At 37.7% G+C, this 24,521-nt stretch carries 19 protein-coding genes; 1 reads left to right on the top strand and 18 read right to left on the bottom strand.

Going from position 1 to position 24,521, the window contains the following annotated elements; translation table 11 throughout:
• Nucleotides 1-466: 466 nt before the first annotated feature.
• From LG377_RS10490 to ftsH, 4 genes are all read right to left on the bottom strand, one after another.
• The gene (locus LG377_RS10490; RefSeq protein WP_225744675.1) at nucleotides 467-1,756 is read right to left on the bottom strand and encodes an AI-2E family transporter; all 1,290 of its coding nucleotides are present in this window, start codon (nucleotides 1,754-1,756) and stop codon (nucleotides 467-469) included.
• A gap of 147 nt (nucleotides 1,757-1,903) precedes the next feature.
• Nucleotides 1,904-3,406, bottom strand: coding sequence for a lysine--tRNA ligase (lysS, locus tag LG377_RS10495; protein ID WP_225744676.1), 1,503 nt, complete (start codon nucleotides 3,404-3,406; stop codon nucleotides 1,904-1,906).
• 217 nt (nucleotides 3,407-3,623) lie between these two features.
• Complete coding sequence (gene hslO, locus LG377_RS10500) at nucleotides 3,624-4,508, bottom strand: Hsp33 family molecular chaperone HslO (protein WP_225744677.1); 885 nt, start codon at nucleotides 4,506-4,508, stop codon at nucleotides 3,624-3,626.
• Between the two features lie 109 nt (nucleotides 4,509-4,617).
• Nucleotides 4,618-6,729: an ATP-dependent zinc metalloprotease FtsH gene (gene ftsH, locus LG377_RS10505; RefSeq protein ID WP_225744678.1), complete on the bottom strand. Its 2,112-nt coding sequence runs from the start codon at nucleotides 6,727-6,729 to the stop codon at nucleotides 4,618-4,620.
• 546 nt (nucleotides 6,730-7,275) lie between these two features.
• Here ftsH and LG377_RS10510 point away from each other — a divergent pair.
• Nucleotides 7,276-8,592, top strand: coding sequence for a Na+/H+ antiporter family protein (locus LG377_RS10510; protein WP_225744679.1), 1,317 nt, complete (start codon nucleotides 7,276-7,278; stop codon nucleotides 8,590-8,592).
• Between the two features lie 160 nt (nucleotides 8,593-8,752).
• Here the strand turns inward: LG377_RS10510 and hpt are convergent, their stop codons facing one another.
• The 14 genes from hpt to LG377_RS10580 all read right to left on the bottom strand — a co-directional run bounded on the left by hpt (nucleotide 8,753) and on the right by LG377_RS10580 (nucleotide 24,472).
• Entirely contained in the window at nucleotides 8,753-9,289 is a 537-nt protein-coding gene (hpt, locus tag LG377_RS10515) for a hypoxanthine phosphoribosyltransferase (protein ID WP_225744680.1), read from the bottom strand.
• 40 nt (nucleotides 9,290-9,329) lie between these two features.
• Complete coding sequence (gene tilS / locus LG377_RS10520) at nucleotides 9,330-10,718, bottom strand: tRNA lysidine(34) synthetase TilS (RefSeq protein WP_225744681.1); 1,389 nt, start codon at nucleotides 10,716-10,718, stop codon at nucleotides 9,330-9,332.
• Nucleotides 10,719-10,897: 179 nt separating this feature from the next.
• Entirely contained in the window at nucleotides 10,898-11,341 is a 444-nt protein-coding gene (locus LG377_RS10525) for a S1 domain-containing RNA-binding protein (RefSeq protein ID WP_225744682.1), read from the bottom strand.
• Between the two features lie 199 nt (nucleotides 11,342-11,540).
• The gene (locus LG377_RS10530) at nucleotides 11,541-11,984 is read right to left on the bottom strand and encodes a septum formation initiator family protein (protein WP_225744683.1); all 444 of its coding nucleotides are present in this window, start codon (nucleotides 11,982-11,984) and stop codon (nucleotides 11,541-11,543) included.
• A 181-nt stretch (nucleotides 11,985-12,165) separates the two neighbouring features.
• Complete coding sequence (locus LG377_RS10535) at nucleotides 12,166-12,429, bottom strand: RNA-binding S4 domain-containing protein (RefSeq protein WP_225744684.1); 264 nt, start codon at nucleotides 12,427-12,429, stop codon at nucleotides 12,166-12,168.
• A 1-nt stretch (nucleotide 12,430) separates the two neighbouring features.
• Nucleotides 12,431-13,483 (bottom strand): MazG nucleotide pyrophosphohydrolase domain-containing protein, encoded by a 1,053-nt coding sequence (locus LG377_RS10540; protein WP_225744685.1) that lies wholly within the window; start codon nucleotides 13,481-13,483, stop codon nucleotides 12,431-12,433.
• Between the two features lie 18 nt (nucleotides 13,484-13,501).
• Nucleotides 13,502-15,091, bottom strand: a complete 1,590-nt coding sequence (locus tag LG377_RS10545; protein WP_225744686.1) for an oligosaccharide flippase family protein — start codon at nucleotides 15,089-15,091, stop codon at nucleotides 13,502-13,504.
• On the bottom strand, nucleotides 15,084-18,626 hold the full coding sequence (mfd, locus tag LG377_RS10550) for a transcription-repair coupling factor (protein WP_370632570.1): 3,543 nt from the start codon (nucleotides 18,624-18,626) through the stop codon (nucleotides 15,084-15,086). The genes LG377_RS10545 and mfd overlap by 8 nt, the downstream gene beginning before the upstream one ends.
• A gap of 56 nt (nucleotides 18,627-18,682) precedes the next feature.
• Nucleotides 18,683-19,243 (bottom strand): aminoacyl-tRNA hydrolase, encoded by a 561-nt coding sequence (gene pth, locus LG377_RS10555; protein WP_225744687.1) that lies wholly within the window; start codon nucleotides 19,241-19,243, stop codon nucleotides 18,683-18,685.
• A gap of 172 nt (nucleotides 19,244-19,415) precedes the next feature.
• The gene (locus tag LG377_RS10560) at nucleotides 19,416-19,817 is read right to left on the bottom strand and encodes a hypothetical protein (protein ID WP_225744688.1); all 402 of its coding nucleotides are present in this window, start codon (nucleotides 19,815-19,817) and stop codon (nucleotides 19,416-19,418) included.
• 152 nt (nucleotides 19,818-19,969) lie between these two features.
• On the bottom strand, nucleotides 19,970-20,524 hold the full coding sequence (locus tag LG377_RS10565; RefSeq protein ID WP_225744689.1) for a hypothetical protein: 555 nt from the start codon (nucleotides 20,522-20,524) through the stop codon (nucleotides 19,970-19,972).
• 287 nt (nucleotides 20,525-20,811) lie between these two features.
• The gene (locus LG377_RS10570; protein ID WP_225744690.1) at nucleotides 20,812-21,963 is read right to left on the bottom strand and encodes a mannitol-1-phosphate 5-dehydrogenase; all 1,152 of its coding nucleotides are present in this window, start codon (nucleotides 21,961-21,963) and stop codon (nucleotides 20,812-20,814) included.
• Entirely contained in the window at nucleotides 21,963-22,406 is a 444-nt protein-coding gene (locus LG377_RS10575) for a PTS sugar transporter subunit IIA (RefSeq protein ID WP_225744691.1), read from the bottom strand. The genes LG377_RS10570 and LG377_RS10575 overlap by 1 nt, the downstream gene beginning before the upstream one ends.
• 14 nt (nucleotides 22,407-22,420) lie before the next feature.
• Entirely contained in the window at nucleotides 22,421-24,472 is a 2,052-nt protein-coding gene (locus LG377_RS10580; RefSeq protein ID WP_370632571.1) for a transcription antiterminator, read from the bottom strand.
• Nucleotides 24,473-24,521: the final 49 nt, after the last annotated feature.

A 24,521-nucleotide genomic window follows, 5' to 3' on the forward strand; every position in this document is an offset into this window, starting at 1 on the left:
TTTGACTTGCTCATTGATTAAAAATTGTGAATGAACCTTGTTCATTCGTTTAGTTGTCTTGATTCATAAATGAATCGAAGACCCCTGCACATTTGGTTGTTTTTACTTTGTTCAGTTTTCAAAGATCTACTCTTTATTGCTTAGTATTTCGGTCGTTGTTGTTTTAACAGCAACTCACACATCATACCATGTTGTTAAAATGTTGTCAACACTTTTTTGAAAAGTTATTTTTTATAACTAATGTTGTAAGCGTTATACCTGTTGATGTGACAACTACTAAAGTATATCCGATTCACACTAGATTGTCAATAGCATTTTTAACTTTTATGAAATTTCTTTCTTTACCATTGCTTTAATTGTTTTGCAGCAACGAGATTAATAATACCAAGTTATTACAATTTCGTCAACAGTTTTATTGAAAAAAATAAAAAAAGCTACCTCTATAATTAGAAGTAGCTTTTCCACTTTATTCTTCAGTATCAGCTGACTCTTTTTCATCTTGTTCAGAAATTCGATCATCTTCTTTTTTCTTGTTTCTTCTAGCCTTCTTGATGTTTCTAACAAACTGGCTATCTTCATGATCTTTTCCTCTAATAGCGTCTTCGATTGATTTAATCTCATACTCACCTGCGACATCCCCGTAGTATCTATTGTACCGTTCTTTGTATTTCTGGAAGAAGTGAACAACGATAACTTTCAAGATTGCATAGATGGGTACCCCGAATATAAGCCCAAATATTCCTAGAAGGTCTCCAATAACTAATAATACAATGATGATTGTTAATGGGTGTACATTTAATTGTTTCCCCATAACGTTTGGTTCAATCAAATTACCATCTATAAACTGTACGACCATCCATACTAAGATTAATAAGAAAACCATTTGCCAAGAATCAATGACCGCAATAACAAATGCCGGGATAAAAGATAGTGTCGGACCAACATACGGTATGATTGATAAAAAGCCTGCTGCTATTGCAAGTACGATTGCATAATCTAACCTGATAATAGAAAATCCAATAAACATCATTACACCAATTGAAGTCGCAATAATGAGTTGTCCTTTTATATAGGCACCTACTTGTGAATTGATTTCACTTGAAACTCTTAATAAATCTTCTCTCCATTTTGGCGGTACCGCAGACAGAACAGCTTTTGACATTTTTTTCTCGTCTTTCAATAAGAAAAATAAGATCAGCGGAAAAGTAATCAATGTGACTACAACATTAGTAACGCTAGACACAACTGATGAGACACCACTTAATCCACTATACAAATATTCACTAATATTATTCGGAATATCTGCTATAAACGACTCTCCTTGTTCAATGAAGGCATCTACATCTTGACCAAATGGCAAGTTAGCCGCCCATCCTGATACCGTATTTGAAATACTTTCTACGAAACTGGGAAAATTTTCGACTAAGCCTTCAAATTGCTCTCTTAAGATCGGAATCAACGTGCCAATTAATATGCTAATTACTAAAATAATTACTACGTAAAGTAACGATACACCCCATAGTCGTTTGATTTTCTTGCTTTCTAAAAAGTCGACAATTGGATTTAATAAGTAATAAAGTAGTAAGGCAATGACCGCTGGCATAAGTACGCTAGAAAATAGTACAACAATTGGATAGAATATAAAATCTACTTGCTTGAATAACAAGACGATAATCCCAATCATAATCAGCATACCTAACGTGAAGAATAAACTAGAGCCTCCTAAAAAATTAATCCACCTTGATGTTTTTTTCATTTTTTTATTCCTACTTTCTGACGATTCTATTTTTACTTATACCTATTCTATAGTATATAGTCATTTTTATCGAGTAAAGCGAGATATAAAAAACATGACCTCCTATCGTTTTACTTCGATAAGAGGTCATGTATCTATTTCATTATTTTAATCTTGGTTTTTCATCGTAGGGAACAAGAGAACATCTCTAATCGTATTTGCATCTGTTAATAACATAACCAGACGGTCAATTCCAATTCCTAAACCACCTGTTGGTGGCATACCGTATTCCAGAGATTCAATAAAGTCTTCATCTATTTCATGAGCTTCATCATTACCTTGGTCTTTCTCTTTCATTTGCGCTTCAAATCGTTCTCTTTGATCAATAGGATCGTTCAATTCACTGAATGCATTTGCATATTCGTGACGTGCTATAAATAGCTCAAATCTGTCAGTAAATCTTGGATCTTGATCATTTTTCTTCGCTAATGGTGATATTTCAAGCGGATGTCCATACACAAAAGTAGGTTGGATCAATGTTTCTTCTACAAAAGTTTCGAAGAATTCGTTCACTACATGGCCAAATGTAGCATAGTCGTCTACTGCAACATTATGATCTTTTGCAAGTTGACGTGCTTCATCATTTGACATATTTTGCCAGAAGTCAATGCCTGTCTGTTCTTTGATTAGGTCTACCATATGTCTGCGAGCCCAAGAAGAACCTAAGTCAATTGTTTCTTCTCCATATATCAATGTATCTGAGCCGATAACCTTTTTCGCTACAGACTTGATCATATCTTCCGTTAAGTTCATAACATCTGATACATCATGATACGCTGTATAAAGCTCTAACATCGTGAATTCCGGATTGTGTGTTGTATCAATTCCTTCATTACGGAAAACTCTACCGATTTCGTAAACTTTCTCCATTCCTCCAACAATCAAACGTTTTAAATGCAATTCGATGGCAATTCGTAGGTAAAGTTCCATATCCAATGCATTGTGATGAGTGATGAAAGGACGAGCCGCTGCGCCTCCTGCTAGGTTGTGTAGAAGTGGCGTTTCAACTTCAAGATAATCTTTTCCATTCAAATAATTTCTGATTTCCTGAATAATCTGACTACGCTTAGTGAATCGATCAAACGAATGCTCATTTGCAATTAAATCAAGATATCTTTGACGATACTTTTGTTCCACATTGGTCAGTCCATGGTATTTGTCAGGTAGAGGACGTAGCGCTTTTGAAAGATATGTCAGCTTTTTAGCTCTCACAGTAACTTCTCCTGTATTCGTCTTCATGATAGCACCTTCAATACCTAAAAAGTCACCTAAATCGGCTGCTGTAAAGCTTTCATATTCTTCATCGCCTACTGCATCTTTACGTACATAGATCTGAATTGTACCCTTTTTATCTTTTAAATTAGCAAATCCAGCTTTCCCTTTACCACGTTTAGTCATCATACGACCAGCAATCGTAACAGAGTGTTCCTCTTCAGATAAATCTTCTTTAGATTTATCTTCAAAAGCTTCATGTAATTCTGAAGAAAAATGCGTTCTTTCAAATCTTCCTCCAAAAGGATCAATTCCACGTTCGCGTAATTCATTCATCTTTTCTCTACGCACCATTAATTGGTCATTCAATATTTCTTGATTAGACGGCTCTTGAGTCATTCGTTTCTTCGCTCCTTATCTTTTACCTTTTTTATTTTAAACACGACTTTTTAAAAGGTATGTTTGATGCCTACTTTTTACACCAATGTTTTTTTACTATTGTTAAACTCATACAAATCTCAAACTGATTGAATGAGTTACATTCTGCACTATAGTAACACATCTTTTCACCTTCTGAAAGGTTCAAAATACGTCTTTAGCCTTTCAGTTGTTCAACTTATTGATTTGTAGCTTCTATTTTCAATTCATCTAAATCACTTTCAGTGTATTGGTATTTAGTTCGACAGAAGTGACATACGGCTTCTGCACCATGATCTTCGTCTATCATACTTTGGATTTCGTCTACGCCTAAAGAAATGATTGCATCCGCAAAGCGTTCTTTTGAACAGTCACATTCAAACACGACTCCCGTTGTTTCTATGATGTTGTAGTCCTTGCTCCCCACTAGTCTGCCAAGTATCTCTTCTGGTGTTTCTCCGTTTTCCATTAATGTTGAGACTAATGGTAATGTTTCGATAATCGATTCAATTTTTGCTATTGTTTCTTCTTTAGCTCCTGGCAATACTTGGATCATAAAGCCACCCGCTGCTTTTACAGTTTCATCAGGATTTACGAGCACGGATACACCAACAGCGGAAGGTACCTGTTCAGAGTTAGCCATGTAATAAGTGAAATCTTCTCCAAGCTCTCCACTGATTAAGGGGACTTGGCCGACAAATGGTTTCTTCATTCCAAGGTCTTTACTAACTGTTAACATACCTTCTGTCCCAACAGCACCTCTAACATCTAATTTACCTTTTTGATTCAGCGGTAGATTGACTTGAGGATTATGGATATATCCTTTAGTTTCTCCTTTACCGTTACTGTCTACTAAAATGTAACCGACCGGTCCATTTCCTTCAATTCTAACCGTGATCTTGTCATTTCCTTTAAGGGTTGCACCCAAAAGGGTTGTTCCAATCATTGCTCTTCCTAATGCTGCCGTAGCCGTAGCCCATGTATCATGTCTTCTTTGTGCTTCAGCTACCATTTCTGTTGCATCAATCACATATACTCTGATTTCATTTTCATACGCCAGTGCTTTAATTAATTTATCGTTCAATCTATTCTCTCCTTAATATGGGTCCATTCTACTTTTCAGATACTTAATTATACAAGGAAAGAAGAGGAGGGTTAAAGTATCACCTCCTCTTCTTAACTAGTTCTTTGATTTAATTGTCTTTATCTTCTTCTGAAGCATCTTCAGAATCAGACTCAGTGTAATCCTGTTTTGCTTCAAACTCTTTTTCGCGTTCTTTTTCACGTTCTTCGCGAAGTCTTTTCGCTTCTTCGAATGAAGTTCCGATTGGTTCTTCTTTAGGGTCTCTATCAGCTTCTTCACTCTCACGAGGGAATTCTACTGAACCGTCAGCACGTTTGGTAGGCATTACACCATGATCAAACAAGCTCTTGATTTCTTTCTCATCCAGTGTTTCAACTTCAAGTAATTTTTGAGCAATCAATTCATGTGCAGCTTTATTTTCTTCAAGAATTTTTCTTGCTTCATCATGTCCTTCGTTCAAGATTCTCAAGACTTCCTGATCTATCTGATAAGCAAACTGTTCAGAATAAGCCTTAGATTGAGAATAATCTCTTCCCAAGAATACTTGACCGTTGCCTTCATATTGTACTGGTCCAAGCAAATCACTCATACCGTATTCTGTTACCATACTACGAGCTAATTGTGTTGCTTGTTGGAAGTCATTTGAAGCGCCACTTGATTGAGAATCAAATACCATTTCTTCTGCAACTCGACCCCCAAGAAGTCCAACGATTTGTTCGAACATTTCTTTTTTAGTCATCAAGAATCGGTCTTCTCTTGGAAGCATGATTGCATATCCACCAGCACGACCACGTGGTACAATCGTTACTTTATGAACGATACGTGCATCACTCAATACCAACCCGACAATTGTGTGTCCCGCTTCATGATAAGCCACCATGCTACGTTCCACTTTAGAAATCACTCGATCTTTCTTAGCAGGTCCCGCAATGACTCGGTCATGTGCTTCGTCTACATCTAAAGCTTCGATTGTTTTACTATCACGTCTAGCAGCAATCAACGCTGCTTCGTTCATCAAGTTCTCTAAGTCTGCTCCAGCAAAACCTGGAGTTTGCTTAGCAATTTGTTTCAAGTCAACACTTGGTCCTATTGGTTTGTTTTTAGAGTGAACTTTAAGAATCGCTTCACGTCCTTTAACATCAGGACGCCCAACTAAAATACGACGGTCAAAACGACCTGGACGGAGTAATGCAGGGTCTAGAACATCTTGACGGTTTGTAGCCGCTATAACGATAATCCCTTCATTACCTGTAAATCCATCCATCTCAACAAGTAACTGGTTTAAGGTTTGTTCACGTTCGTCGTGACCTCCACCCATTCCAGCTCCACGCTGACGACCAACTGCATCGATCTCATCAATAAAGATAATCGCTGGTGCATTTTTCTTCGCATTTTCAAATAAGTCTCTTACACGACTTGCCCCAACACCAACGAACATTTCTACAAATTCAGAACCTGAGATTGAGAAGAAAGGTACGCCTGCTTCACCTGCAACAGCTTTTGCAAGTAATGTTTTACCTGTTCCTGGAGGTCCTTCAAGCAGAACACCTGCTGGAATTCTAGCACCAAGATTTGAGAATCTTCGAGGATCTTTAAGAAATTCAACAATTTCTACAAGTTCTTCTTTTTCTTCGTCAGCACCCGCAACATCTGAAAATCGCACTTTACTGGTTTTAGCATCACTTTCTTTGGCTTTGGACTTACCGAAATTCATTACGCCACGTCCGCCACCTGCTCCGCCGCCACCTTGACCAGCTTGGTTCATCATAAAATAAAGGAACCCGACCAGTAATAATAGAGGTAACACTGAGATTAGAAGACTTGCCCAGATACTAACCGAAGGCTCTTCGATTGGCTGGATTTCTACGTTGTTCTGATTCGCTAAAGCTTGAACATCTTGCACAGCAGAATCATTTTGTAGAATTGCTGATGAAAAGTTTCTTGTTTCTTGCTCTACATTCCCAAAAAGGGATACACCTGTCTCGTTTTCAACTTGGACTTCTTCTCCTTCACGGAATGTACCCGTGATTTCATAGATGCCTCCAGTTGGTTGAATCGTAAATTCTTCTACTTTATCATCTTCAAGGAGTTGAACAAACTCTGTTGAACTATATCCCTGTGAGGTTTCACCCGAACCGCTCGTGAAGTAACTAACTAATCCGATGATTCCGAAAAATACAATGATGTAGAAGAGACCGCTATTGAAAAATCCTTTCTTCATGCCATCCTCCATCTAACTATAAGTTATCTTATTTAAATAGTAATTACTATTTAGAAATATAATTGTTTTATTCTTAACTATGTTAACATACTAGACCTTTTTTGACTATGAAAAATGTTTGACCTTTCTTTAACCATCGTTCTTATGTTATATCTTATTAGTCTAATATAAATATAAAAAGAACAGGCATACAATTTTCGGTTCACCCTCCTGTACACTTTCTTTAGAAATTTGGGGATCCATACTCAGTTATTATACCATAATTTGACCATCTTTTTATAGTAGATGTCCCCCATTTCACATTGATTGTATAGCTCCCTAACTCAAAATTGATTTGACTGTCCTTTTAGATATGACCTTACATACTTTTATTAATGAATCTTTTCGCTCATTTCTTATCATTGTTCCTTAGAAATTTATTACCTAATTTATATTAACTAGCGATTTTTACCTTGTTTTGAATTTTGTTACATTTTTCAATTTCATTGTCATTCATATGTTATTATAGAATCTATTGAAAAAATTTGATTTAAAAGGAGTGTTATTGTGTTAAGCAACCCCGTTTTAATTTCTGTTGCGGTAATGATTATATTATCGTTGTTAAAACTGAATATTTTGTTAGCGTTAATTATCGCCGCTTTAGCTGGTGGTCTTATATCTGGAATGTCTATAGTAGACACTATGGATACTTTGATTGGAGGTATGGGAAAGAATAGCGAAACAGCTCTAAACTATATCCTGCTCGGTGCTTTGGCTGCAGCGATTCAAAAAACTGGTGCAGCCAAAATCATTACGCAAACACTATCTAGACGTATGAAAGGTACTGGAAAACTACTGATATTTATTATTGCCCTAATTAGTATATTCTCACAAAATTTAATTCCAGTACACATCGCTTTTATTCCAATCCTTATTCCCCCCCTTATTCCCGTAATGAATAAGCTGAAAATCGATAGAAGAGCCGTTGCTTCAGCTCTAACTTTCGGATTAAAAGCTCCTTATATTGTCATTCCGGCTGGTTACGGACTGATTTTTCATAACATTATTCGTAAAGAAATGGCTACAAGTGGTTTAGCACTTAACGGTCTAAAGATATGGCAAGTGATGTGGATACCTGGCCTTGCTATGGTCGTTGGGCTTTTGGTAGCTGTATTGATTACTTACCGAAAACCCAGAGAATACCAAAACGAAAGCCCAAATCTTACGGGTTCTGAAATGAATGAAGCAAACGATCCGCATGTCGTATTTAATAAAAACCATGCCTTTGCAATCATCGGGGCAGTGGCTGCGTTAATTGTTCAATTGACAGTTGGCTCTTTAGTATTAGGTGCCATACTCGGATTGGCGATAATGATTATTAGTGGCGCAATAAAATGGTCTGATATTGATGATATGATCAGAAGTGGTATTGGCATGATGGGTTTTATTGCATTCGTTATGTTAGTTGCCTCAGGATATGGTGACGTGATTCGAGCGACAGGAGGCGTTGATACCTTAGTTGCATCAGTCGTTGGCTTGATTGGAACAAACAAACTGGTCGCCGCTACTTGTATGATCGTTTTAGGTTTACTTATTACTTTAGGTATAGGAACTTCTTTTGGAACAATCCCTATTATCGCTGCAATCTATGTCCCACTTGCAACAGAGCTCGGTTTCAGTGCGATAGCAATCGTATTGTTAATTGGATCAGCAGCTGCACTTGGGGATGCTGGGTCCCCTGCTTCTGACAGTACACTTGGACCGACAGCAGGACTGAACATCGACCACCAGCACGATCATATTTGGGATACCTGTGTACCTACCTTTCTTCATTACAACATTCCAATCATGATTTTTGGAATCGTTGGTGCAATGATTTTATAATCATTCCAGTATACTCTTAAACTGCTCTATTCAATGAAATTAAGGAAACTAAAAAGTAAGAAGCCTACTAGTTAATTTGGACTAGTAGGCTTCTTATTTTACATTGTGCTGATTAGATAGGCTTAAGATTAATCGCCTTGACTCACCTTAATTGAATCGATTACTGATAGATTTCTGGTTTCAAAATGCCGATATAAGGAAGGTTACGGTAGCGTTCTGCAAAGTCAAGACCATATCCTACTACGAACTCATGAGGAACTTCGAATCCAATCCAGTCTACTTCCATATCTACTGCACGACCAGATGGTTTATCTAGTAACGTAACGATCTTCACAGAAGCTGCTTTTCTATATTTGAACATATCTTTAAGGTACGCTAGTGTACGACCTGTATCGATAATATCTTCTACAAACAGCACATGTCTGCCTTCTACATTAGTATCCAAGTCTTTAAGGATTTTAACCTCTCCTGAAGAAGTGGTTTCGTTTCCGTAACTAGAAACATCCATAAAATCGATTTCTAGATAAATTTCCATGGCTTTTATTAAATCAGCCATAAAAGGTAACGCACCTTTCAGTACGCCTACAAGTAAGGGGTTCTTATCATGATACTCTTCTTTCAAGATTGCTCCAAGCTCTTGTACTTTTGCTTGAATTTCTTCTTCTGAGATTAAAATTTTCTCCATATCTGATTTCATTGTTTAATCGACTCCTTCTATTTTATTTGATGATTTCTTTTTAACTATGATCTTCAAGTAACAACACGTAATGCATTCTATCAGGTTTAGGCGAGATAGACAATCTTGATTCTTGCAGCCCAACAATCCAGACAACTTCACCGCTTGCATCTTCTAAGATAATTAGCTGATTTCTTTGAGACATTGGAATCTTTCTATCGATCAAAAGATCTTTGATTTTTTTTGAACCATTCATGCCTTTTACCCGAATTCTATCGCCCGGTTTCCGGTGTCTGACTTTGAGTGGTAATGAAATAGAATCCACTTCAAGCATAATCTGTTCTACTACACTTTCAGCTGGCGGACAAGAATATGAACGAAATAGGCCTAATCTTTTCTGCTCAGGAAGTTTAATCCATTCTCCAACATTTATAAACAATGGTTCAGGTAAAATGGCTAAAGACTTTTGCGGCATCCGAATCAAAATCTTTTCATATTCTCTTACCGCAATATATCCACCCGGTAGATCAAACGAGCTATTGGGGTCTTTTTGCTTCAGCCAGTCATTCAATAAGCTGATATGACTTTGCTTGTACTGACTTTCTGACTGTTCATACAATTTTTCTAGTAGCTGTTTAAGTATTTGCTTTTGCATACTTCTATCTTCATTCAAAAATTTAGAACGATTAAGTTTAATTTCATTTCCTGTATATTCAGCGCACTGATTGGTTCGTTCTTCTATTTTTGGCCGTGCAATTGACCATAATTCATTGATTTCCTGCGCAAAATTAGAGAGATGTGCTTCAACCGCTTCATTTTCTTTTTCCATCAGAGGCAATATCTGATTCCTATATCGATTTCTACTATACATTAGGGATTGATTGGTCTCATCTTCAAAATAAACGAGTTGAACACACTCAGCATAGTCGTATAAGTCTTTCTTCGAAAATTCTAAAAGTGGTCTGATAATCTTTCTACCATGAAAGTCTCTTATAGGCTTTATTCCTGAAAGATGTTCTAGAGAACTACCTCTCACCAGCTTCATCAAAACGGTTTCTGCTTGATCGCCTCTATGATGAGCCGTTACGAGTTTGTTTAAATTGTTTTGGACCATTGTATCTAAAAAAAATGCATACCGCTGATTTCTTGCAGCGGCTTCTAGACCAGATTTAGGATGATTTTGTTTCGACCACTTTTGGGTGTATAAGGGTAGTTTGTACTGTTTGCAAAGTTGTTCAACGGCTTTTTGTTCTTTCTCAGAGGCTGCACGCAACTGATGATTTAGATGCGCGACTGAAATATGCGGTCTGCACTCAGTTGGTAATTGAAGCATCAAGTTTAAAAGGACCATAGAATCCACGCCACCAGATACCGCTAGAAGTACTTGGTCATCTTTTGAAAAGTAACTTTGACGTATCACACGCTCGGTAAACCTTTCAGCTAATTGCATTCAGCTCTCTCCTTTTTTTGATTCCAACATACTTTTTTACAGTCCACTGGAAACAAAAAAGGGCTAGGGAACTTCCCTAAACCCTTTTTTAACATACATTTGTTTAATTGAGTAGCAGATAGGTGTGCGCCTGATTCAAAATAGAATCGGTTAAACACATCAGGAAAGTTACACTTTACTTATCCTCGGCGTCCGCCACGTCCACCGCGTTTATTTTCTGTACTACGTTTTAAAGTCGTCAAACGATCTTCGCTGTCTTTCAAGAAAGAATTCATTAAAGAATCAAAGTCTTCTTTTTTAGGAGCTGCAGCACTACTGCGTTTATTCGAATGATTACTTGGTTTTGGACGTTGAGGCACTTTTCTCTTAGGAGCTTCTTCGGCAGGTTTTTCCTGAGCTTTACGGATAGATAATCCGATTTTCCCATCGTCTGCTATAGTCAGGACTTTAACCAATACAGTTTGTCCCACTTCTAATACTTCGTTGATATTTTCTACGTAACTATCGGATACTTCACTAATGTGTACTAATCCAGTTTTTTTATCTCCAAGATCGATAAATGCACCAAAATTCGCAATCCCTGTAACCTTACCTTCTACTTTGCTTCCCACTTCGATTGACATGTTTTCTTTGTTGCCTCCTAGTTAATTTGTACGTATTATACCATGCTGATTTTTTAGAATAAAGTCTTTTAGAAAGGTTTTGACCACAATGTTCAAAATCGTTCGCTTTTGCCTACTTTATTTCCCACAACAAGACGTACTTTTTTTAATTAAAAATAACAGTTATTTAGTCTACTATTCTTTTATTTTATCTTGTAGACTATTCTTGTTCATCGACTTCTGTTTCTTGATCAGACCCTTTTTTGTCTTTGACATTCAGATGATCTGGCTTTTTATCTTCTGGAAAGCTGAAGACAATCTCATTATCTTTTGTCAGATAATATTCGCTTCTAGCTAGTTTCAAAACATATTCTTCATTTTCCAGCAGACCGATATAATAATTTAGTTTTTCTTGGTCCATCTCCAAAGATTCAAACTTTTCCCTAGCTTCTGCTTGTTCAATCCTTGAATCTTGGAGTTGGGACTGGTTCTTGAATAGAGGCGCAACTAAAAGAGAAACGAAAAACAACCCCACAGCCATGATCAGCGTCGTCCGTCTTTTGATCATTTTTTTTCTTTTTTTATTTCGAATATTCTCAAGTGTTTTTTCTTCTATGTACTGGTTTTCCAATTTAGTGACGACTGGTCGTTTTTTCTTTTCCATTTTACCCTCTATCCTTTCACAGAATCTCTTTTCTAGTAATAAACCTGATTATAGCAATAATCTTTCCTTAAGCAAAGGATTGTCACGTTAATTTAATACTTATGGATTAAATGACATGTTTTGTTCTAGAAAGATTATCACTTTTAATCAGCTTAAAAAGATCTTCAGCTATTTTGTTCGATTAATCCTGGTCTTTATAGCGTTCTTCAATCACACTATAGAGTTCTTTCGCTTCGTCTTTTTTAGTTGTGTCCCTTAAATCTTCTACTTTGGCAATCAATGTTTTGTTTCCAAATTTGATTTCCAGCTCATCGCCCACTTTTACGACACTAGATGATTTAGCTGTTTTACCGTTGATTTGAATACGGTCTTTATCCGCTATTTCTTTTGCAACTGATCTTCTTTTAATGATTCTGGATACTTTTAAAAATTTATCTAATCTCATTTTAAAACCCTCTCTCTTCTTTTTCTTTTTTCTTAATTTCTTGCCACAAGGCATCGACTTCTTCTGGTGTGTTTGCTTCGACACCGTCAAACACATGAGGATGTCTTCTTCTAAGCTTACGGTTGATTCCATCTAGCACTTCTTCTAAGGAGAACATACCCGTGTTTTCTGCAAGATTTGTATGATAGAGAATCTGCATCAAAACATCCCCAAGCTCTTCAATCACATTATCGATATCATCATTTTCGTAAGCTTCAATCAGTTCCTGCGTTTCCTCTTTCAAATAGGGTAGAAGTGTCAAAGCTGTTTGTTCCCTCACCCAGACATCACCAGATTCTCCTGTGATTGCGTCAATATAGTATTGAAGCAACTCGAAAGAGGTGGTTCTTTCATCTCTGTTTAAAGATGGTACATAGACTGATCTTAAATTATGCACACCCTCAAAGCGATCCAGCTCATATAATGGCATCCACTTTTTCTGTTCAGATAAACCACCCGCAGCATCCACGACACAGATTTGGTGCTCATCAGGATACTTCTCCATCAAAGTCAGCTTCACTTCACTGGCCATCAGTTGATTGAACACTTGCATAATGATCACAGACTGACCGGTTTGAATGACGTCCGTCGACAAGTCAAACGCATCTAGTAGTTGAAAACCATCAACAGGATCTATTTCCAGAGTCTGAAACATATCGTCGATAAAACTTTTCCCTCCAATAACATCCACTTCTCTATTGGATTCAATCAATAACTGTACTGTACGCTCCGCTACCATCGGATGTCCTGGAACAGCGTATACGATATCTTCTTCTTTTGAGAGTTCTATCAACTGATCTACAATGGCTGGATACACTTGATCAAACGTATCGAATTTTTCATAATAATCATCAAAAAAGGTCATTTCAACACCTTCAGCTTGCAATTCTGCAATTGCCGGATGATCTTCTGTACGGACAAACAGTTGATCCGCTTGTTTGATTTTCCTGTATACACCCAAAGGAATTTGTTCTAAGTTCGAAGAACCTAATCCGATGATTTCGATTTTCCCCATTTTCATACCACCTTTAAATTAAAATTTCTTTCTAAGTGGATCCATCAGTTTATTGAATGGAATATACCGCCACTCTTGTTCTGATAATAAACCAAGTCGAATCAGCCCAATCAGAAAGACAAATCCACCGATTCCTGTTCCAACCAGTGTCAACAATAAGGAAAGTAGTCTACTTGAGTGAGGTAGCAACTGACTCAACCCTAGCATACTCATGTAGGTAACGATTCCCATAACGGCTAGAACAGAGAGCATTTTAACAATTCTCCATTCGCTCAAGAACCTATGCCATACAGTTCTTGGCATCTGTAAATTCATGAGCACAAGCACAAGTAAAAGCGCTAGAATCGTTAGATAGCTAGACCCTATAATCCCCATATGCATTACAGCGAAACGATTAAGTGATGCTTTAAATACTAATCCAATAATGAGTGCCAGCACAGGCATTAATTTTTCTGTACCGCTCTGGATAACAGAATGTGTGCTGCTGATCAGAGAAGCAAAGATGATGCTCAGCACATACACTTGAAGGACATCTGTCCCCATCTTATCAGAGAACAGTGCCTCATTTATCCAAGGCATAACTGCGACTAACCCAATAGAAGCGGCTCCCGAGAAAAGTAACGTAAGGTTCAGAACCGAAAAGGTGCTATTTTGCCACTCGGCTTCTTTTTTCTCTTGTCTATACTTCCTCAATAACGGGAGCGCACTTGTTGAAATCCCTAGACCAACAACCAATCCCAGCTGGACAAATGGCTGACCTCTATCATATATCCCTTTAAGGCTCATGGAAAGTTCTTCGGAAACGCCTGAATCAATCAGACCGTTATAAATCGTAAAAGAATCCATTAATTGAAATAAGACCATCATACTACTCATCGCTGTCAAAGGGAGACCCTCAACAGCCAGTCTCTTTCCAATAGTCAAAAACTTTTTCTTATCTATCGGCTGTAAGGTTGGTACTTTTTCAATTCGTCTCAATGCGTAGCCCAATAGTATAACTGAGCCAATAACACCCGCAACCCACGAAGATGAGATTGCAAAAGTTCCCATTTCATATACAGTCCAATCGGCTTTCGTAAACAGATAAGCGACTCCCAGTAAAACTGCAATTCTTGCAATTTGCTCGCCAACTTGAGAGATACCTGTTGGCACCATATCTAAGTTCCCTTGAAAGTATCCTCTTATACTAGATAGAAAAGGAATAAACAAATAAATAAAAGAAACCGACCGAATGACCGGTAGCAATTCTGGATCGCCCATTTGCTCCGCTAACCATGATGCCCCTAGAAAAAACACAGCAAAAAGGCTGATCGATCCAAGTGCTAGCCAGACTCCAACTTGCTTCGCGATTGATTGCTGCATAGCTGGATCCTTCTCTTCTGCAATGAGCTTTGATACGAAAAGCGGTAACCCATTTAGTGCCAGCGCGACTGCGATACCGTAAAAAGGATAAATTTGCTGATAAACATAAAACCCTTCATCTCCAGTTAAGTTCTGAAACGGCACTTTGTATACAGCACTTAAAACTTTGGTTATAAATGCTGCAACAGATAGAATAACCGCTCCGCGCATCATATGATTCTGATGCTTACCGACTGTATTACTCATTTTCCTGACCTACTACGGCTTCTGTTTTACTGGCTCTATACTCAGCAACCTTTTTAGTAAACAATACGAGCACATCCAGCCATTCGTTGGCCACCATTTTAAGCGATACTTTAAAGTCAATACTCAATAACTCGTTTGTATGCATGTCTGTTTTTAATTGAATAGACTTCAATGCTTTAAAGACCTCGGGTAAAGGTAAACTTTGTGTGCCTTCTTTTGAGAACGTGACCGTTACTTTCCCTTTCCCACGCTTGATTGTATCAACTAACGCGAGATCACTATACATTTTCAACTGTCCAATTGTCAGTAAATCTGCGACTTCTTGAGGATAGTCCCCAAAACGATCGATCAGCTCATCTTGAAGTTCAACATAATTCTCATCACTTGAGAATTCTCTGATTCGTTTATAAAGTTCAATTTTCTGTCTTTCATCTTCTACATAGGTTCCTGGAAGATAAGCGTCCACTGCAAGGTCAAGTTCAACATTTGTATGATGCTGCGTTTTATCTCCACGTTTTCTAGCAACGGCTTCAGATAACATTTGAGAATACAAATCAAATCCAACTGAATCGATAAATCCATGTTGTTGCTGTCCAAGTAGATTACCGGCTCCCCTAATAGACAAGTCACGCATAGCGATCTTGAATCCTGATCCTAGTTCTGTGAAATCCTTGATAGCTTGCAGTCTTTTTTCACTAACTTCAGTCAGGATCTTGTTCGGTTGATGCATAAAATAAGCATAAGCTACCCTACTACTTCTGCCAACACGTCCTCTTAACTGGTACAACTGAGAAAGCCCCATTCGGTCAGCATCTTCTACTAACAGTGTGTTCACATTCGGCATATCAATACCTGTTTCAATGATGGTCGTCGTGACGAGTACGTCATATTCTCCTTGAATAAATTCAAACAGAACATTCTCAAGCTGTCCTTCTGTCATTTGACCATGTGCGATACCTACTTTGGCATCTGGTACTAACTGTTGTAACTCTTTGGCTCTTTGTTCAATCGTACTCACTCGGTTATGCAAGTAAAACACTTGTCCTCCACGAGCAATTTCTCTCTTCATGGCTTCAGCAACGACTGCTCCGTTCATTTCCATAACGTAGGTTTGAACAGGATAACGGTTAGCGGGTGGTGTTTCGATAACAGATAAATCTCGAACACCCAGCATCGACATATGCAAGGTTCTTGGAATCGGCGTTGCAGTCAACGTTAATACATCGACTTCGTTTTTCAGTTGTTTCAGTCGCTCTTTATGCTTAACACCAAAACGTTGCTCCTCATCTACCACAAGTAGTCCTAAATCTTGGAATTCAACATCTTTAGAAAGTACTCTGTGTGTGCCAACAACGATATCTACTTGTCCTTTACGTAATCCATCTTTCACTTTCTTGATTTGCTGTCCTGTTCTGAATCGACTCATTAAGCCAATTTCAACAGGGAAATCACTGAACCGTTCCACCATCGTTTCGTAATGCTGTTGCGCTAGTACAGTCGTCGGAACCAAAATTGCCGCTTGCTTACCGTCTTGCACGGCTTTAAAAATCGCACGCATAGCTACTTCTGTCTTCCCGTACCCAACGTCGCCTACAAGCAGACGATCCATTGGCTTGTCTTTTTCCATATCTCGCTTAACTTCTTTGATTGAACGTATCTGATCATCTGTCTCCGTGTATGGAAAGGCATCATCAAATTCGTATTGATAAGCATTGTCTTTGGAGAATGGATAGCCTGTTTTTCTTTCTCTCTCTGCATACAATTCGATCAGATCGTCAGCAATATCTTCTACCTGACTCGCAACTTTTCGTTTTGTTTTAGACCAGGCCGTTCCACCAAGTTTATTGATTTTAGGTGTCTTGCCTTCAGAAGACACGTACTTTTGAAGCAGGTTGATTTGTGTGACCGGGATAAACAGTTTGGATTCATTGTCGTAAACGACAGACATATAGTCCTGATGTACGCCACCAATTTCCATTGTCTCCATCCCTGTATACTGACCGATACCATGATTGACGTGGACCACAAAATCTCCAGGACTTAGTTCCGAATAACTTTTCAGTCTTTCTGCATTCGAAATATTCTGACGTCTTGCTCTTTTCTTATTCACACGGTTAAAGAGTTCTTTTTCAGTCAGTACAGCCAGCTTCTCTGTAGGAAGTTCAAATCCGTGTTGAACAGTGGAAGGAATTACTTGAATTCTTTTTTCAACAATAGACTGATCATCTGACAGTACACTCGGGATTTCAAAGTCTAGAAGAGTACGATTCACTTTATCTGCACGGTCTTCGTCAACAGTCATCACAACTACTGTGTAACCTTGTTTCTCCCAACGATCCATTTCGGTTTTTAACAGATGCATCTGTCCAAAGAATTGCTGCATGCTTCTATACTGAAAAGGATGAATCGCATCAAATTTCAAACCACCCATTCCTTTTTGAAAAAGTGCAAAATGGATAGTGTCTTGATGATGTTTCTTGATTTCCGTCTTGAAATCATTTGAAAAAGATTGTCCTTGAAGTATTTGTCTTTGCTCTAGTTGAGCGGTCACCCATTCTGCTTCTTCTTCATCTGAGAAAGCATCTCTTTCAAGAACTCTTGGGTACTCATCCATTACGATAATGGCATCCTCAGTTGTATAATCCATTACAGAAGCTGGGTTTTCATATAAAAAGTCTCTAAATTTCACTAGCTCATCTGGCTGTTCACCATCTTCAAGAGCCGTAATGACCCCCTGAATGTTTTTACTTAGTTTCTGTTTTTCTTCATGATCTTCTAATTTTGCCAAGTTCTTGGATAAAGCTTTTTTCAATTTCTCAGCTGCTGGTGCCATCTGATTTTTTGTTAGTAGAAAGTCTGTCGCTGGAAGGATCGAAAGTTTTTTTGCATTACCGATTGATCTTTGCGTATCCGCATTAAAATATCTCATTGAATCGACTTCGATATCAAAGAATTCTATTCGAACAGGGTGTTCTTCAGTTAATGGGTAAATATCGACGATTCCCCCACGCACACTGAATTCTCCTGGGGCCGCAACTTTTTGTTCTCTACGGTAACCCATCCTCACTAATGTATCTGCCAATTGATCAAATTCAACCTCTGATCCCAGTTCGATCGTAATATGCGCTTGCTCGAATACCTCTTTAGGCGGCAATAATTTACGTATGCCTGCTAAAGGTACAATGACAATACCAGGTTTTCCTGATACGAGATAATCAAGTGCCTGCACTCTTTCTGCTCTAGCTTCCGGAGACGCAATGGCCATTTCTGCATGAATCATATCATCTACTGAAAATACAAATAACTGGTCATCAGGAACGAGACCAGTGAAATCTGCCAATAATTGGTTAGCGTGATATAGATTCTGTGTGATGATCACAATTTGTTTCTGCTTTTCCTTTAATAAAGAAGAAAGAAATAATGACCTTGCTGATCCGGCAATACCTGTAACAAGCTGCGTCTGTCGTTTCCCTATATGAGAGAAGACTGTTTGAATCGATGGTTTTTCTATTAAAAAATTCGTTATAGTAGACAATAGTTTCCTTCTCCTTTTTCTGAAATACCTAACCTTTTTGATTCAAGCTCTTTTACTTAATTGAATTTTGTCATCGTGTCTTGAAAGCTCTTGCCTTCTGACCAGTACTTCACAGCATCGGCGGTCACTTTCACAGCTTCAAGCATATCTTGATGTACCTCTTTTTCAAATCCACTCAGTACATGAGAGACGACTGATTGACTTGGATATGGTCTGCCTACGCCGATTCGAATACGATTAAATTCTTTTGTGCCAATGTGCTGGATAAGGCTTTTGATCCCATTATGTCCTCCGGCACTTCCTTTTGTTCTCAGACGAACTTTTCCAGCAGGAAGATCCATATCATCATATACGACAACAATGTCTTCTTCTGTCAAATCATAGTAATCCATCCACGGTCTAATGGATCTTCCAGAATCGTTCATATAAGTCTGTGGTTTGATCAGTAAAACTTTCTCCGAACCAATCCGCCCTTCAGCATAGACAGACTCAAATTTACTTTTGTTAAATGCTAAACCCAACTGGTAAGCCAATTCATCTAAAGCGATAAAGCCGATGTTATGTTTCGTATCACTATATTTTGCACCAGGATTTCCTAGGCCAATCACTAATTTCATGTTCAAACTCCTCTTGATTTTTGATATATACATGCAAAAAAGCTGAACAGATAAACCGTTCAGACTTTTATCTTTATTTATTGTTCTCTTATGTCTAATTATACCATAGTCGTATAATGAATAACATCTTTCTAACTTACATTAGGTCACTACAAAAGCCATACTCGAAACTTTAGGTTTTCTTGATAAATTGATTTTTACAGCTTGGACAAGTAATTTTAATTTTACCTTTACCTTTAGGTACACGAATCGCTTTCTTGCACTCTGAACAAGTGTAGAATTTATAGACTTTTCTTTGAGCTTGTTTGTTTTTCAATTTTTGAATTTTTGTCATTACGTTTTGTTTCATAGCAATATAGTATCTGTATTCTTTGTAGCGATTTGTTTTTTCTTTGGATAAGATACGTAAAACAGCATAGGCAATCAATGCGATTCCTATAGCTGAAAGGATCATTCCGCCTACAAAGTTAGAAAGTACGTTAATAATCAACCCTAACATCAGTAATACTTTTGAAAGCTCATCTATTCCGTAGCGTCCATTCATGTAAAAAAGCACTTTCTGGATCCATTGCACAAGAATCATTCCTTTTTGTTTTGTCTACTTAGTGTATCAAAAAAATGTTAAGAATTCGTGAATTTCTTTCTTTTAAACGCTTTTTAGAGAACACAAAAAAACGGAGCTTCCTCAAAAGGAAACTCCGGTCAATACTTGTTTCTGATTAATTCTTACTCTTCTTCTGCAGGTGCAGCTTCCTCTGAAGATACGATAATTGTTTCGTGACGAACTAAATCTTCTACATTCGCTTCGTCTCCAACTTCCCAGCTATCGTCATCTGAAACGCCTACTTCAAAAGTCATGTCTTCTTCCGGTGTCGGTACAGCGTAAGTAAATCCACCTTCTTCGACAGCTGGTTTTTCAATAACTTCTCCGTCAGAGATCACATAAGCAACTGGTTCAACGCCCTCTTCTGTTGCAGCAACAGATCCAGTAACTACAGCTTCTCCGCTTACTGGAGAGTATACGTAACCATCTGCAGTCCATTGTGCTCCCACAATTTCTAATTCAATTGATGACGTATAGCTTAAACTATCCGAGTCGATGTCATCAATGATGTCCATAGCGCTATCATCTGAACCTTCTGTTTCAGCTGCTGACTCATCTGTCGTGTCAGTTTCTGTCTCTGTTTCAGGTTCAGTTGTTGTGTCATCTTCACCAGAATTACATGCACCCAGTAGTAATCCAGATACAGCTAAAAGCCCTACTAATTTTTTATAATCCATTTTCTTGCTCCCCCTAATATACGTATTCTCTGTCCCGAACTTTTCAAGACAGTAAGACAAATTTTTCTTTCAAGAGTATGGTACCATATAAATCTTTTTATAACAATCAAATTTCCCTCGAGAAATTCAAACGGTTTTATTCTACATGGAGAAAAACCTGTCATGTAAGGTAATTATTAAATTTACCCAAGATAAAAAACCAAAATTTGCACTATTAAAAAATAATGATTAATATAACAATATGATTAGTTAGTTATATTAATCATTATTTATTTAGGTTCCTTCTTTTACTTTTTTAACGCTTCATAGACTTTGACAATTTTTTCAATCAACATTTCATCTTGAAGTCCAGTCACTTCTTTTACGGCTTCGGATATCGGTTGTTCCCCAAGTTTAGTTCTTAGTTTGACGCTTTCCTCATCAGCAGCATCGTTATAGTGTAAAGCTTTGCCTACTGTACTGACAAGAAAATCAACAGCTAGCCCTCTTTCAGATGCTTCTCTGATTGGTCTGATAAATCGTTCGTCGTATCCTAATTTTCGGATAGGGGTTCTGCCCACTCGAGTAACTGCATCAGATAATCTTGGATTTTCAAAACGTGAAATGATTTTTTCGATATAAGCTTCATGCTCTTCGGGATCAAATGACCATTTTTCAACCAATAGCGCACCTGTTTCTTTAAGGACGCTCTTCACTTCGTCAAGTACTGCTTGATCTTTTAAAGATTCATCGATTGTACTATAGCCAGCGAACGCCCCGTTATAAGCTACTGTTGCATGCCCAGTATTTACCGTGAATAATTTTCTTTCAATGTATGGTTCGAGGTCTTTGACGTAATGTACATGGTCTAATTTCAACTTAGTGTTTTTAGATTGAGTTGAACTGATGACCCATTCTTTGTAAGGTTCGACGGTTACTTTCAATGGATCTTCATGTGTCTGTTGTGGCACGATTCTATCAACTGCTGCATCCGGAAATCCAATGTACTTTTCGATATAGTCGATTACTTCAGCATCTTCAATATGCTTCAATACTTCCGCTTTCAAAAAGCTACTGCCACCAATCATATTCTCACAAGCTACAACATCTATAGAATCTTTACGATTTGCCTGATGTCTCTTTTGGATTCCTTTTGCGATTAGTGGCGCGATTCTAGGCAAGATATTCGGCCCAATAGCTGTTGTAATCAAATCCGCATTCACGATTTCATCGACTACTTCATCTGGGTTTTCTGCGTTATTAATTCCATAAACATTATTAACTAGGATCAATCGATTTTCTTCTGACGCTTCTTCGATAGTGTACTCTTTTTGTTCGTTCAAAGCGTCAATCACTTGTTTATTCACATCTACGAAAGCAATACGAGAATTATTTTGATTTAGAATCTCACCAATAAATCCTCGACCAATATTTCCTGCTCCAAAATGTACTGTCAGCATTATCCTTCGATACCTCCCAATAATTGCACGATTTCTTTTTTAGATTTTGCATCTGCCAGTTTTGTGACATTTTCAATTTCTGAACAATAAATCGCTATTTGAGAAAGAACTTCCAGATGATCATCTCCTGCTCCTGCAATTCCAATTAGAATCATCGCAAGCTTGTCTTCTCCTTCTTCTCCAAAGTTGATACCATTCGGCACTTGAACAACTGAAATACCGGTTTTATCAATTAATTGTTTGGCATCTTCCTTACCGTGAGGGATTGCAATAAAATTCCCCATAAAAGTAGACACTGTATTTTCTCTTTCAAGCATAGATTCGATGTACTCTGGCTGAACGTAGCCACCGTCAACTAGTAATTGACCTGCTTTTCTGATTGCTTCTTCTTTATTGCTGAATGTTTGGTTTAACACTACATTTTCTTCTCTTAAAATCGTCATATTCATCATCTCTCCTACTTTATTTTCTCTAAAAATAATTGATTTAAATGCTGTTGAATTTGCTTTTCTGAACCTTTGTTGAATAAGTTCAGATTGGCATCACTTTCCACTATAGATGCACTGATCGTTCCCATCATATCTTGTGTCAGTTCATCCATTGGATCTGGAGCAAGTAATAATAAGATACGATCTAGTTTCATTGTCTTTCTTTCCATATTCATCATTTCAAACGGTTCTGGAAGATCAACTATGCTGAAATGTGCCTCCTTAATAGACGGATGCACACAGTGAAATAAACCTAGACCAGTATTTGGAATGCCTATTGGTGCTGTAACCATTCTTTTTTCAAGTTTTTCTGATACAGCTAGCGGGTCACTCAAAACGCTGCCAGATAAATCTAAACAGATCTGCTGTAATGTCAATCTCAGCGTATCATAATTGCCTATCTTTTGAATAGAAAAGGACTCTAATAATTGGTTTACTTTTGTGATTTTTGAAAAGAAATCCTGGAATGTCTGGTGTTCGAGGCCTACTTTCAGACTAGTATCAGCTTGTCTCAGTTTCTTGATCTTCTCACGCAGCACTTGTTCAATGTACTTGCGAATACTCTTAAGCTCATCTTCCATTAGCAATGGTGTAACAACTTTATAATCCTTTTCAAACCCCTGTAGAAAAATCGTAGATAAAATCAGATCATACTGTTCAAAATTCAACTGATGTAACTGCGAGATTCTAGAAACATCCACAGTCGTCACTTCTGGGATGTTTTTCCTTAAACGACTTTCCAATATTTTGGCAGTCCCCATCCCGTTAGAACAGATAATCAGTACATTTAGTAATTGAGCACTGGAATTCCTTTCATATGCTGAAGCGAAATGAACAACCACATATAATAATTCGTTGAACTGAAATTCAAATTCAGGAAACAAACTGGCCATTCGGTTCCGGATAACCGTGCTCAGTTCAGTGTATTCTTCATGGATTTTTTCAAGAAGTGGGTTATTCACTTCAGGCATAGGTGCTTTGTTCCGCTGGATCGCCGCTGAGATATGAGCGAACAAATCCCGAAACAATGTCTCATCTTGATAAAACGGCATATACATATCTTCAGAAACTAGTCGAATCAATTCACGTACTTTGAAACTCAACTGCAAGTCATAATCATCAGAGAATTCATCTCTCAGCGGCACATTCAGTCCATCAATCTGGAGCGCCAGAAATACAATTTCTTCCTGTGATAACGTTTTTAATCCATACAGTTCACTTAGGTCATTGAAGATCTCTTTTGAAATCCCTACGCTACGTTCACGAACTTCGCCGTTAATCTGATGCTCGTGGATTGCTTGTTTAACGGTATGGTTTTGTTTAATACGCATGACTGAAAACGTCAGAAACAAAATTAAACTTTGAAGTTGGGTATCATTGACATCTTCAAACTGAAATTCCCCGAACTGTCTGACCAGTCGGTAAACTGTCTCCATAATTTCGGGATCCAACACTTCTAAAAAGGGATTTCTACTTTCATGAAACGCATCTTTTGAAATAATTGCCTGTTCGTCAAATAATTTAAAGAAGTTGTATTCATTCAGTTCACTTGCAATTAATCCACTCACAATAAGTCGCAACGATGCTTCAGAAGCGATCACTTTGATTCCGCGAGCTTTTCTTTTTACAATTTGAATGTCATATTCTTTGAAAATATCTTCTATTATCTGCAAATCTTGCTGCACTGTACCTGTACTCACTTTTAAATCATACGCCAACGATTCTGTTTTCAGCTCTTCTTCTTCCAGAAGCAGCGTGATCATAAGCAAACTCTGTCTTTTTTGGGTGGTCAGTTCGTCAGATGCACTGTAGAGTTCCGATTTCAGTTCTTCTATAAATCCTTTATTTCCTTTAATGAAGTACCCTTCATTTTTTTTATATAACTTCAACTGGTATTGGGCTAGTGTACTTTCAATACTAGATAACTCACGGTAAACGGTTCGCGTACTCACATCCAATTGGCTAGCTAGATAATTGATTGTGATTCCGTTTTTTTGATTCAGCAGTATTTCTAATATCACTTTTTCTCTATTTGAGATGTACAGGTCGTTCACCTCTTTTCGTAATTTA

The organism is Marinilactibacillus sp. Marseille-P9653 (assembly GCF_916618885.1).
Classification (GTDB): Bacteria; Bacillota; Bacilli; order Lactobacillales; family Carnobacteriaceae_A; genus Marinilactibacillus.